General features: G+C 68.8%; 13 protein-coding genes. 9 read left to right on the top strand and 4 right to left on the bottom strand.

All coding sequences use genetic code 11. The annotated features are described in order from the left end of the window. Window positions 1-369 precede the first annotated feature (369 nt). Complete coding sequence (locus H577_RS0105025) at window positions 370-1,791, top strand: hypothetical protein (RefSeq protein ID WP_029145023.1); 1,422 nt, start codon at window positions 370-372, stop codon at window positions 1,789-1,791. Between the two features lie 308 nt (window positions 1,792-2,099). Here H577_RS0105025 and H577_RS0105020 read toward each other — a convergent pair whose 3' ends face one another. Together H577_RS0105020 and H577_RS0105015 are read right to left on the bottom strand one after the other, a co-directional pair. Continuing rightward, on the bottom strand, window positions 2,100-2,711 hold the full coding sequence (locus H577_RS0105020) for a hypothetical protein (protein WP_029145022.1): 612 nt from the start codon (window positions 2,709-2,711) through the stop codon (window positions 2,100-2,102). A 60-nt stretch (window positions 2,712-2,771) separates the two neighbouring features. Continuing rightward, window positions 2,772-4,367, bottom strand: a complete 1,596-nt coding sequence (locus tag H577_RS0105015) for an HNH endonuclease signature motif containing protein (protein ID WP_029145021.1) — start codon at window positions 4,365-4,367, stop codon at window positions 2,772-2,774. Between the two features lie 406 nt (window positions 4,368-4,773). On the opposite strand from H577_RS0105015, the gene purM reads away from it, so the two are divergent. Together purM and purF are read left to right on the top strand one after the other, a co-directional pair. Continuing rightward, window positions 4,774-5,901 (top strand): phosphoribosylformylglycinamidine cyclo-ligase, encoded by a 1,128-nt coding sequence (gene purM, locus H577_RS0105010; protein WP_029145020.1) that lies wholly within the window; start codon window positions 4,774-4,776, stop codon window positions 5,899-5,901. Between the two features lie 6 nt (window positions 5,902-5,907). After that, window positions 5,908-7,368 carry an amidophosphoribosyltransferase gene (gene purF, locus H577_RS0105005; protein ID WP_029145019.1) on the top strand — a complete coding sequence of 487 codons (1,461 nt, stop codon included), beginning with the start codon at window positions 5,908-5,910 and terminating at the stop codon, window positions 7,366-7,368. Between the two features lie 11 nt (window positions 7,369-7,379). Here the strand turns inward: purF and H577_RS0105000 are convergent, their stop codons facing one another. Continuing rightward, window positions 7,380-7,682 (bottom strand): DUF2568 domain-containing protein, encoded by a 303-nt coding sequence (locus tag H577_RS0105000; protein WP_156876553.1) that lies wholly within the window; start codon window positions 7,680-7,682, stop codon window positions 7,380-7,382. Window positions 7,683-7,974: 292 nt separating this feature from the next. Here H577_RS0105000 and H577_RS0104995 point away from each other — a divergent pair, with 292 nt between their 5' ends. From H577_RS0104995 to H577_RS15195, 5 genes are read left to right on the top strand one after another with little or no spacing between them, the layout of a single operon-like run. Then, window positions 7,975-8,850 carry an SDR family oxidoreductase gene (locus H577_RS0104995; RefSeq protein WP_029145017.1) on the top strand — a complete coding sequence of 292 codons (876 nt, stop codon included), beginning with the start codon at window positions 7,975-7,977 and terminating at the stop codon, window positions 8,848-8,850. Next, window positions 8,847-9,293, top strand: coding sequence for a hypothetical protein (locus H577_RS0104990; RefSeq protein ID WP_029145016.1), 447 nt, complete (start codon window positions 8,847-8,849; stop codon window positions 9,291-9,293). Before H577_RS0104995 ends, H577_RS0104990 begins: the two co-directional genes overlap by 4 nt. Then, entirely contained in the window at window positions 9,290-10,516 is a 1,227-nt protein-coding gene (locus tag H577_RS0104985; protein WP_029145015.1) for an NRAMP family divalent metal transporter, read from the top strand. Before H577_RS0104990 ends, H577_RS0104985 begins: the two co-directional genes overlap by 4 nt. Then, a complete protein-coding gene (locus H577_RS0104980; RefSeq protein WP_029145014.1) occupies window positions 10,513-10,929 on the top strand; it encodes a hypothetical protein in 417 nt (138 codons plus the stop codon). The genes H577_RS0104985 and H577_RS0104980 overlap by 4 nt, the downstream gene beginning before the upstream one ends. Beyond that, window positions 10,916-11,299 carry a hypothetical protein gene (locus H577_RS15195; protein WP_051191765.1) on the top strand — a complete coding sequence of 128 codons (384 nt, stop codon included), beginning with the start codon at window positions 10,916-10,918 and terminating at the stop codon, window positions 11,297-11,299. Before H577_RS0104980 ends, H577_RS15195 begins: the two co-directional genes overlap by 14 nt. A 19-nt stretch (window positions 11,300-11,318) precedes the next feature. Here H577_RS15195 and H577_RS0104970 read toward each other — a convergent pair whose 3' ends face one another. Beyond that, entirely contained in the window at window positions 11,319-11,657 is a 339-nt protein-coding gene (locus H577_RS0104970; RefSeq protein ID WP_029145013.1) for a DUF7882 family protein, read from the bottom strand. Window positions 11,658-11,810: 153 nt separating this feature from the next. On the opposite strand from H577_RS0104970, the gene H577_RS15190 reads away from it, so the two are divergent. Beyond that, on the top strand, window positions 11,811-12,311 hold the full coding sequence (locus H577_RS15190; protein WP_051191763.1) for an FHA domain-containing protein: 501 nt from the start codon (window positions 11,811-11,813) through the stop codon (window positions 12,309-12,311). Window positions 12,312-12,323: the final 12 nt, after the last annotated feature.

Raw genomic sequence — 12,323 nt, 5'->3', positions numbered from 1 at the left:
CTGCCGCCGGCATCGGCAGGGCACGGATGGCCACGCTCCTGCGCACGATCGTCAGCACCCCCGCCAGGCTCGCCTCCACGGCGCGGCGACTGGTGATGCACCTGCCCGCGCACTGGCCCTGGGCCACAGCCTGGACGCTGCTATGGGAGACCGCGACCGGGCCACCACGCACCGCGATACCCTGACCACCCAGCCCGCGACGGGCGCGACCGGAAACCAAAGTGGAAAAGCCAGAGCACCGGCTGGCCGACCCCGCACGCCCCCGCAACAAGCCACGCCACCGAAACACGAAACCACGCCCACCAAAACCACGACGGTGGATCAGGGCTCAGTAGCACGATCACCGCGGCGCTTGCCGCTGCCGCGATTGTGGGTGGCCTGGCCGGCGTTGGCCTTCTGTATGCGCTGCGCCCGGTGATTGCCGCGGTCAGTTCTTCTGCGCTCGGCGTGCCTCAGCACATCCCCGGACTGATTGCCCTGGTCGCGGCCGTCACAGCTGGCAGCGCGCTCTGTGTGCTCTTGTTCGGCGCTGTCGCACTCCCCAGGGCTTCTGTGCGTCGCCACAGCCGATCGTCCTGGTGGGTGCTGGGCATCGCGAGCGCTCTCTTCATTGCTGGGATTGTGATCTCCAATGAGGCTGACATCAATACCAAAATCCTCGCCGTCGTCTTGATAAGTGCTGCACTGTGCGTCGCGGGCTCACAGTGGCTACGCGTGATTCCGAATAGGCACGGTCCGTCGCCGTGGGTTCTCGCCGTGCGTCGGGTACGCGGCGAGGGTCGAGGTGCCACCGTCACACTGATCGCGCTCAGTGTCTTGCTCTCGTCAGGTTTCGCGCTCATCACCCTCTATGCGTCTGATTCGGCCACATCGAATGAACAGATTGTTGAGCGGATGCCACCCGGGCAGGCCTACTTCGAGCCGCCAGAGCCCGATGACGCTCTGCTGCGGCAGATCGAGGATTACCTCGGAGTCGACGCAGCGACGCCATTCGCGTTCATAGCTGCCGATACCGCGCAGATGAACGGCCTCGCGATCGCGGTACCATCGGCTTCTGACGTCGAGCGACTCATCACACGCCCGCTGACTTCAGGTGAGCGCAGTGCGCTGCAGTCGGGTGGCGCCCTTCTGACCACGTCCGCCTCGGGCGGGAGCCTGAAACTCAGCACCGATGACGGGCACGAGGTCGATTGGCCAGGGGTAGTGATGCAAGATGTCCCTGCCAGCTTTCGGCGGCTGAGTGGGATCGTGCTGCAACGCACGGCGGAGAACGCAGACCTTCCGCTGGTACGGAGAACGTGGGCATTCACCGGCCTCACGGCGTCGCAACTCGAGAAGGTCGACAGCGCACCTCAGGATCTCGGCTTCGATGCGCAGTGGTTGGAAGGTTACCGCGTGCCCGACACTTACAGTGTGTCGGACGAGGTGCTGCTCATGCTGGGGGTGCTCATGTTGGTGGGTGCGTGCGTGATCGTTGCTTATTCGGCGGGCACCACGCGAGCGCTGCGACCGCGGGTGAGCGGGCTGATGGCCGTCGGCCTCGGCCGCGGATGGCTCGCGCGTGCAGTGGCGGGAGAGATCAGCCTCGTTGTGGTGCTCGCTATCGTCACCGCCGCTGTGGCGGCGGCACTCGGTGTCACCATCGCCATCGCTATCGGCGCGGTCCCGTTGCACCTGTCGGTACCGTGGGGGCTCATCGGACTGGTCACATGCTCCTTCCTCGTGGTGGCATGTGGCGCGGCTGCGATGTCGATTCGGCGACTACGTCCAGAGGAACGCAACGGATGGTAAGTCGCCGCACAAGCGGGGCATGGAACCGACTGTCACGCCAGCTCGGTGATGACCGGATGGGTTTCATGCCCAGTGTCTGCAAAGTTACCCACCACACCCTTATCCACCACACCCTTGTGCGCCGCCTGGTCAATCCCATGCATACAGGCGGTGGGCTCACTCCCACCGCACTTGCGCCTTGACTCGTGCTTTCAATACGTCTCGGATCGACGATGGACGGCTGGTGTCATCGTGAGACCGAAGCCGGCTTCGTCCAGATGAGCGCAATGGCCGGTGGGTCGTCGCACCGTCATGGTGCGTGACGGTCGTCAGGCCAACTCGGCGATGATCGGGTGGATCGCCGTGTCGAAGGCCGCGACGTCCTGCCGCAGCCCGTCGGTGACGGCTATCGTGAGGGTGCCGATCCACCAGACGCCGCGCTGGGTCAGCGGCAGCACCTGCACGTTCAGTTCGAACGAGTGCGCGCGGCGGCCCACCTGGCGCTCGTGCTCGGCGATCGCGCTCGCATACGCCCGGTATGAGGTGCCCGGCTTGGCCGTGGCATCCTTCGTATACCGTGCATGCATGGTCTGTGAGAGGGCCATCGCCTCGGCGGCATGCGGCGCGATCGCGGCACGCAGCTCGTCGAACCCGTCGACGGGCAGGGCGAGCAGAGTGCCGAAGCCGTCGACCAGCTCCAGTGGCACCGGCGACGGATGCGCCTGCGGCTCGACGGTCATCTGCCAATACGCCGTCCACTGGCGCTCGAGTTCGTCCTGCGCCTGATCAGAGCGGTCGGCCGTACGAGGCGGGATGCCACGCAGGTGCGGCAGCTCAGAGGGTGCGCGGATGCCCACCAACTGACGCAGGCAGAGCGCGAGCAGCACGGGATGACTCGCATCCTCCCGGATGGTCCACTCGGGACCTGCCACGCCCGCCATGCCGCCATTGTAGGGCGGCGTGTCGGGCCGCGACCCGGGCGAACGCAGCGGGGGAGGTGCTCAGAACGGAGGGTCGGGGACGAACTGGACCATGTGCACCGGGGTGTCGACATAGACGCGACCGGTGGGACTGGTCCACCGCAGGATGCCGTGGCCGAGTTGCTTGACGCGCCAGGGCGTATGGTGCTTGACGATGTGATGTCGTCGACAGAAGTCCGCGAGGTTGTCGCTGCAGGTCGGTCCGCCGAGGGCCGCATCGACGGTGTGGTCGTGATCGTCTCGCCATGGTGGCTGCGTGCAACCGGGAAAGCGACAGTGCTCGTCGCGGGTGTCGAGAAAGCGTTTCAGGGTGGCGCTCGGCCGATACCGGTCGACGAGGAGGGGTTCGCCGGTGTACGGGTCGGTGAGCACGCGGTTCCAGCCGGGAGCACCGGCGGCGAGGCGTTTCGCGGTCTGCATGTCGATGGGGCCGTGCCCGGCCAGCAGCGCGGGCTGCTTGCTGCGGCCGAGGATGCTCAGCACCGGCACCGTGATGTGCACGGTGGCGCGGATGGCGTCGAGAGCATCGCCGGTGCCGTGTGCGGTGGGCACGGCGGTCAGCAGGATGTCGGCCAGGATATCGGCCCGCTTCTGGTCCACCGTCCGGGTGTCGCCGTCGCCATCCGTGCCGGCCGAAGGTCCGGTGGTCAGTGTCACACGGTCGGTGGTCATTGGGTCGGTGGTGGCATCGCCTGCTGCGGCCTCGGACGCGGCCTCCGAGTCCTCGGGATCTTCGGACTCGGTGTCGTCGGCGCCTTCGCGATCGTCGGCGGGGCCTGCCGCGGCCTCGGGGTCGTAGGCGTCTTCGGGCTCAGTGTCGTCTGCGCCATCGCGATCCATGGCGTCGCCGGTCCCATCGTGATCGTCCTCGGCATCGCCGGTCCCATCGCGATCGTCCTCGGCATCGCCGGTCCCATCGCGATTGCCCTCGTCGTCGCCGACCAGCGCGATGTCGGGATTCCGGCCGATCGCATGTGCCATGGACGTGAGCCGGTCGTAGATGGCGTGCGCGAGCATTGCGGGGCCCTCGAAGATGACGCGGGCGAGATCGTCGGACAGGTCGATCAGCCGCACACTGCGCTGTTCGTGCGCGAACGCGATCTGCTCGGCGGCGCCGTCGGGGTCGACGCGCGCGGCGATCACGCGGGCGATCTTGGCGAGCCGGTACGGGGTCTCGGCACGTGCGGCCTCGAGGACGCGCCGTTCGTAGTCGGCGCGCTTGTCGGGGTCGGCGATCATGGCGCCGGCGTCGAGGATCGCGTGCGCGTGGGCCTGGTCGATGTCGCCGTTCTTCCAGGCGGCGTGCGTCGCTTCGAACTTCTCGATCAGTTCGGCGGCGCGTCCCATCCGTGACTGCACGGAGCGGTCGGACAGCCGCATCGCCGCGCCGAGCTCACTCGAGACTTCACGTAGGGGCAGATCGCTGCAGTACCCGTGCTTCTGGTCGCGGTACTCCTGCTCGCGTGCGATCACCAGGTCGACGGCGTCGGCGAGCAGTCGGGTCTCGCGGGCCTGCAAGGCCGCGACCTCGCGGCGTGTGTCGACCATCTGCGTGACCAGGTCGTCGAGCGCACGCCAGACTCCTGGCGGTGTCGGCTGCTCGTGCTCCACGTCCACTCCCGGGTGGGTACGTCGACGACGACCCGCGCGCGGCGGTGTCCTCGCCGGACCGGTGCGATAAGTGGGCACGAGCTCCGATCCACTCTCAGAATAGCACAGATCTACGATTCATGCAGATTCTAAAATGAGGATGTATTCATACAAGTGTGCGGATCAGCAAATGGGTCGGCGGGTAGGTGGATCTCCCCGCACCGCAGCGTCAGCACTGCATCGACGTCGCCGGGTGACATCCTCCATCCGTGATATCCCGAGGCACGCGGTCCCTCGACAGGCTCAGGTGCACCAGGATGCTGCCGCACGGGCCCGACAGTGCAGTTGAGCATGTCGACGGCACGTGCCCCGCGACGCAGCCTCCACCCGAATCCCGGCATCTGCCCAGGCGCCGCCCCGGTAGGCTGGGCTCGTGGCCGCACCCTCCTCTGCGAACCCCTATGCACAAGCCGGAGTCGACACCGCCGCGGGTGATCTCGCCGTGGAGTTGATGAAGTCGGCCGTCAAGCGCACCCACGGTCCCGAGGTGCAGGGCGGTGTGGGCGGTTTCGCCGGACTGTTCGACGCCTCGGCCCTGCGCGGCTACACGCGTCCGCTGCTCGCGTCGAGCACCGACGGCGTCGGCACCAAGGTCGCCATCGCGCAGGCGATCGACAAGCACGACACCATCGGCCAAGACCTCGTCGGCATGGTCGTCGACGACATCGTCGTGGTGGGTGCCACACCCCTGTTCATGACCGACTACATCGCCTGCGGCAAGGTCGTTCCCGAGCGCATCGCCGCGATCGTCGCCGGCATCGCCCACGGCTGCGAGCTGACCGGCACGGCCCTGGTCGGCGGCGAGACCGCCGAGCATCCCGGCCTGCTCGGTCCTGCCGACTACGACGTCGCCGGCGCGGCGACCGGGGTCGTCGAGGCCGACCGCGTGCTCGGCGCCGAGCGGGTGCGACCCGGCGATGTGGTGCTGGCCCTGGCATCCAGCGGTCTGCACTCCAACGGATACTCCCTCGTACGCCACATCGTCGCCGGCGCCGGCATCGCGTACGGCGACCACGCCGCCGACCTCGGCCTGACCTGGGGCGAGGCGCTGCTCGAGCCGACCCGGCTGTACACCGCGCCGCTGCTGCAGCTGATCGAGGCCCTCGGCGACGGCGTGCACGCGCTCAGCCACGTCACCGGTGGCGGCATCGCCGCCAACCTCGCTCGCGTGCTGCCTCGCGGCACCTGGACCGAGCTCGACCGCGCGACCTGGTCGCCGCAGCCGGTGTTCCGGGTGCTCGCCGACATCGGCGGACTGAGCCTCGAAGAGACCGAGGGCACCTGGAACCTCGGCGTCGGGTTTCTCGCCGTGGTGGCGCCCGAGAAGGCGACGGATGCCACGGGCGCACTGCGCGCGGTGGGCATCGACACCTGGCAGGTCGGGGTCGTGCACGACGGCGCTCGCCCGGACGGCGAGTTCGAGTCGGGCGCGAAGGGTGTGGACGGCGGCGCGGTGCGCCTGGTCGGATCGTACGCAGACACCAGCAACGGAGCGAAGTAACACCACATGTGCGGCATTGTCGGCATGGTCGGGCGCGGCCCGGTCAACCAGGACATCTACGATTCCCTGCTGCTTCTGCAACACCGCGGCCAGGACTCCACCGGCATCGCCACCGCCGAGCCGAGCGGCGTGTTCCACATGCACAAGGCGCAGGGCATGGTGCGCGAGGCGTTCCGCACCCGTGACATGCGCTCATTGCTGGGCACGATCGGGCTCGGGCACGTGCGCTACGCCACCAAGGGCACTGCGTCGAGCGAAGAAGAAGCGCAGCCGTTCTACGTCAACGCGCCCTACGGCATCGTGCTGGTGCACAACGGCAACCTCACGAACACGCGGGAACTGACCGACGAGTTGTTCCACAAAGACCGCCGGCACCTGAACACCAGCTCCGACACCGAGCTGCTCGTGAACGTGCTGGCCAACGAGTTGCAGTCCTCGATCTCGGGCCTGGAGCTCGGCCCCGACGAGCTGTTCCAGGCCGTGACGCGGGTGCACGAGCGCGTCGAGGGGTCGTACGCGGCGATCGCACTGATCGCCGGCTACGGGCTGTTGGCGTTCCGCGACCCGTTCGGCATCCGTCCCCTGATCCTCGGGGTGCGTGAGGCGGCCGAGGGCGGCTACGAGTGGATCGTGTCGAGTGAGTCGCTCGTGATGGAGAACGCCGGCTTCGAGGTGGTACGCGATGTCGAGCCGGGCGAGGCGGTGTTCATCGACCTCGACGGTCGGCTGCACACCCGCCAGTGCGCACAGCATCCCCAGTTGTTCCCGTGCTCGTTCGAGTACGTGTACCTCGCACGTCCCGACTCGGTGATGAACGGCATCTCGGTGTACGAGTCGCGGCTGCGCATGGGTGAGCGACTGGCCGACACCATCGCCAAGCACGTGCCGCGCGACAAGATCGACGTGGTCATGCCGATCCCCGACTCGTCGCGTCCGGCGGCGATGCAGGTGGCGCGAAAACTGGGCATCGAATACCGCGAGGGCTTCTACAAGAACCGCTACGTGGGGCGCACGTTCATCATGCCGGGTCAGGCAGTGCGCAAGAAGAGCGTGCGGCAGAAGCTGAACGCGATGTCGAGCGAGTTCAAGGGCAAGAACGTGCTGTTGATTGACGATTCGATCGTGCGGGGCACGACGAGCAAGCAGATCATTCAGATGGCGCGGGATGCCGGGGCCGCATCCGTCACGTTCGCTTCCGCTGCGCCGCCGGTGCGCTATCCGCATGTGTATGGCATCAACATGCCGTCGCGGCACGAACTGGTCGCGCACGGGCGCACCATTCCCGAGATCGCCGAGGAACTCGGCGCGGACTTCATGGTGTACCAGGAGATCGAGGATCTGAAGGCGGCCATCCTCGAGGGCAGCGAAATCGACGATCTCGATATGAGCTGCTTCGACGGCCGCTATGTCACCGGCACCGTCAGCGACGAGTACCTCACCTGGGTCGAAGGCTCGCAGACGAGCTGACCGATCGGTCTCTACACCGATACGGCCATCAAGGCGGCGGCGATCGCGAACCCCAAGACACTGCACATCAGGCAGGCGATGGATATCCGCCGGATGATGCGTCTCTTCTTCCGGAACACCGCCCACAGGATCGCGCCCACAACCGGAACGGCAAGCGCAGTCAGGGCCGAGAGGATGTTGGCGCTGTCGATGCCGCCTGCTCGGATACCTTCACGTCCCCATGCGCTGAACGTGATCAGATACAGCACGACCGGCACGCACACCGACAGGACGATCACCGTGACCCACATCGGTGCAATCGACTGCTCGTTCATTGTCACTGCTGGACACGTCCTTGACGTTGCTGCGAACCTCCGGGCACAACATGCTACGCGACGTGCACCACGCGGGTCCTGAGGGCCACGCCGCCTGAGGGCAGTGGGCATGCCCGGCGGCATCTCACGCTCACACCGACGTCGACCGCCGTGCCTCGTCGGCTGTCGACGCCGGCCGACTCCCGGCATCCCGCTGCGTTTCCCCTGCCCGCCCACAGCGGCCTTTGTCAAGGGGCTCGGCGACGCCGTACCCGGGTCGTACCGTCGGGGCATCCGACGACAGGGGTGAGACATGACCGACGATCCGCGCCACGCACACCGGCCGGAGGGCTTTCCCGGCCAGGAGCAGGACCAGCCCGGTGACATCGACCAGACCGCGCCCGAACCCGACCACGGCGAGGACAGCTACGTCGGCTGCGGCCGGCTCGACGGCCGGCGGGCACTGATCACCGGCGGCGACTCGGGCATCGGCCGCGCCGTCGCCATCGCATTCGCCCGCGAGGGCGCCGACGTCGCCATCGCGCACCTGCCCGAAGAGCAGGACGACGCCGACGAGACCATCGCCCTCATCGCCGCCGCCGGCCGCACCGGACTCAGCCTGCCCGGCGACGTGCGTGACGAGGACTTCGCCGCCGGCATCGTCGACCGCACCGTCGACGCGCTCGGCGGCCTCGACATCCTCGTGCTCAACGCCGGCTACCAGAAGGACCGCGACTCGCTCGCGACCCTGCCCACCGACGGATTCGACCGCGTCATGCGCACCAACCTCTACGGACTGGTGTTCACCGCCCGCGCCGCCGTGCCGCACCTGCGTCCCGGCTCATCGATCATCGTGACAGCCTCGATCCAGGCCTTCCACCCCTCGCCGTCGCTCATCGACTACGCCATGACCAAGGCCGCGCAGGTCGCGTTCGTGCGGGCCCTCGCCGAAGAGCTCGGCCCCGACGGCGTGCGCGTGAATGCCGTGGCCCCCGGGCCGATCTGGACGCCGCTGATCCCCGCCACCGGCTGGGACGCCGACCGGCTGGCCTCGTTCGGCCAGGACACCCCGCTCGGCCGCGCCGGGCAGCCCGCCGAACTCGCCGGCGCCTACGTCTACCTCGCCTCGGACGCCGCCTCGTACGTGTCGGGCGCGGTGCTGCCGGTCACCGGAGGAAAGCCGCTGTGACCCGCCGCCGGGCACACCGACGCGCGCCGGGCGGCCGCCGGCGTCGACCGCGACTGCTCGCCGCGCTCGCGGTGACGGTCCTGCTCACCGGCTGCGCGCCGGCGAGCCCTGACCCGCAGCTGGTCTCGGCCGCACAGGACGCGCTCGCCGCCGACCAGACACTGCGGCTCGGCGTGCGCCAACAGCAGGGGCACCTGCTGCTGGACACCACCGCATCCGTCATCTACGACGACATGCGGCAGCAACTGGCCGACATCGCCCGGCAGCTCGAGACGACGGATGCCGCGACCGCCGCCGACGGTCGCTACCGGGCCGCGGTGCTGACCGCCCTGCGCACCGCGCTCGAGGGTGCAGACGCCGCCGCCCGCGGCGACCTCACCCAGGCGGAGCGACTGCTCGCCCGGGCGTCGGCCGCACTGCACGACCTGGAGCGGCAGCCATGAAGCGCCTCTTCGCGGTCGCGCTCGGCATTCTCACCGCCATCGGCGGGTTCGTCGACATCGGAGACCTCGTCACCAACGCCGTGGTCGGCTCCCGCTACGGCATGGGCCTGGCGTGGGTGGTCGTCGCCGGCATCGTCGGCATCTGCGTCTATGCCGACATGGCCGGCCGCGTCGCCGCGGTGAGCGGTCGCGCCACGTTCGAGATCATCCGGGAACGTCTCGGACCGCGCACCGGGCTGGCCAACCTGGGCGCCTCGTTCCTCATCAACCTGCTCACGCTCACCGCCGAGATCGGCGGCATCGCGCTCGCCCTGCAGCTGGCGGCGGGTGTCGGCCCGGGGATGTGGATCCCGGTCGCACTGTTCGCGGTGTGGATCGTGATCTGGCGCACCAAGTTCTCGATCATGGAGAACGTCGCCGGGATGCTGGGGCTGTGCCTCGTGGTGTTCGCGGTCGCCGTGTTCCTGCTGCATCCCGACTGGGGCACGCTCGCCGCCCAAGCCACCCGGCCCTGGGCGGCCGCCGGCCCCGACCTGTCGTACTGGTACTACGCGGTGGCGCTGTTCGGCGCCGCGATGACCCCGTATGAGGTGTTCTTCTTCTCGTCGGGAGCGGTCGAGGAAGGATGGAAGCCCCGCGACCTGGTCACCGAACGCATGAACGTGTTCATCGGGTTCCCGCTGGGCGGCACGCTGTCGCTGGCGATCGCGGCCTGCGCCGCGGTGGTGCTGCTGCCCCAGGCGATCGAGGTCACCTCGCTGTCGCAGCTGGTGCTGCCGATCGCGCAGGCAGGCGGACAGCTGGCCCTCGCGTTCGTCATCGTCGGCATCCTCGCCGCCACGTTCGGCGCGGCCCTGGAGACCACGCTGTCGAGCGGTTACACGCTCGCCCAGTTCTTCGGGTGGAGCTGGGGCAAGTTCCGCCGTCCCCGTGAGGCCGCCCGCTTCCACCTGTCGATGATCGTCTGCCTGCTCGTCGGCGGCGGCGTGCTCGCCACCGGGGTCGACCCGGTCATGGTCACCGAGGTGTCGGTCGTGTTCTCGGCCGTCGCACTGCCGCTCACCTACTTTCCGATCCTGGTCGTGGCGAACGACCCCGAGTACATGGGCGACAAGGTCAACGGTCGGGTGCGCAACGCCCTCGCCGTCGTCTTCCTGGTCGTCATCCTCGTCGCGGCGCTCGCGGCGATCCCGCTCATGATCGCGACGGGGATGGGCTCATGAGCCGCGCCCGCACGCCCTCGCACCCGCTCGAGTGGTACCGCGATCCGGACGGCCGCGGCGTGGACGCCCGGCTGCACCTGCTCGACCGGCAGATGCTCGACCGCGACGGTGTGCCGGTCAGCACCGTCGACGACGTCGAACTCGACGGGATCTCGGTCGGCGAGAGCGTCGACCACGATCATCCACCCACCGTCTCGGCCGTGCTCGTCGGCGCGGCGGTGCTGCCGCGCATCTTCGGCGGCAGCATGCCGCGCTCCCGCTGGGACCGCATCGAGTGGAGCCGCGTCGTGCGCCTCGGCACGGTGCTCGAGCTGCGCGTGCGCGCCGATGACCTCGACGCCACCTGGCTGGAGCGTTGGATCCGCGACCGTATCATCGCGCGCATCCCGGGGGGTTCCCATGCTCCTGAGTGAGTTGCTCGACTCGCGCGTGCTCGCCCGCGGCGGCGATGAGCTCGGCCGGGTGGTCGATGTGCGCTTCCGGCGCGGACCGCGCCGGTCGGGTCGCGAAGGCGAGCTGGTGCTCGTCGCGCTCATCGTGAGCCCGCACAGCCGGCTCTCGTTCTACGGCTACGAACGGGGCCGGGTGAACCGCCCGGTCGTGATCGCCCGGCTGATCGAGTTCCTGCACCGGCGCTCCCGCGTCATCCCGTGGGAGTGTGTCGGCCGTGTCGACGTCGACACCGTGCGGCTGGGCGTCGACCCGCCGCACATCCCGCTCGACGCACGCCGACCGATCCCCGACGACGACACCGCGCCGGCAGCGAGCGAGCCGGAGCGATGACGCGCACGTGACGAGCGCCTCACCCCGAGACGGACGCGGAGTCGTCCTGACCGGGCGAACCCGGTGCCGGTTCGGGCAGCAGTCGCAGACCCCCGATCGAGTTCGCCTCGACCGCCAGCGTCTCCAGCCACACCCGGTTCAGCTTCGGCATGCGGCTGCCGTAGAACTTGAAGACGATGTTGGACTGCGCGTTCAGCCACACCACGGTACGGCCCGAGCCGAGCGAGGCGTCGTCGGTCCACGTGAACGCGAACGACTCGCTGCGGCGCAGCTTGTCCATCACGACGATCTGCAGGTGCGCGAGCGCGCGATCCTCGATCTCGGTGTGCACCGAACCCTCGTAGATGAACCTGCCCATGCCGGCCCTCCGCCTGTGTGCTGTTGCCGCATCCCACGATATCGGTTGCAGATCGGTGGCGGACCGTCAACCCCCTGCCGGGCCCGCGGCATCCGTCGCACCATGGCGAAGACGAACGGATGCGGTGGGCATCACCGCAGAGGAGGTCGGAACATGACGTACCCAGAGGTCTCGACGACCCACGCGTCGTGGGGTGCCGGCAGCCCACGGCTCATCGTCACCGGGCGAGACGAGCGCCGGGAGGTGCTGCTGGAGGACGACGTGGTGCGCATCGGATCGGGCGCGGACGCGCAGATCCGGCTCGACGGCATCGACGCCCTCGCCGCCGAGATCCGGCACGACGCGAACGACGAATACGTGTACGTGCCGCACCAGCCCGGCGAGACGAACGCCCGGCTGCGGCCGATGGACGCCGCCGAGGGGCAGGATGGCGAGATCCTGCGCACCGGCGCCCGGTTCACACTCGGCGACTGGTCGTTCGTGTACCTGCGCGACGAGTTCGCCGACCACGGCCGGCCCTACGGCGGTCGTGAGGGCGGCGAACTGTCGCGGCAGTCGGAGCAGCCGCCGCGCCCCGACTACACCGCCGAATCCGGCCGGGCACCCGACGGGCCGCCGCCGGAGCAGACGGCACCGAACGAGGAGCCGGCCTGACGGGAGGCCTGT

This window comes from Microbacterium luticocti DSM 19459 (assembly GCF_000422405.1).
In the GTDB taxonomy this organism is placed as follows: domain Bacteria; phylum Actinomycetota; class Actinomycetes; order Actinomycetales; family Microbacteriaceae; genus Microbacterium; species Microbacterium luticocti.
The sequence above is the reverse complement of the archived record's forward strand: the minus strand, read 5'-3'. Positions and strand labels throughout refer to the sequence as shown.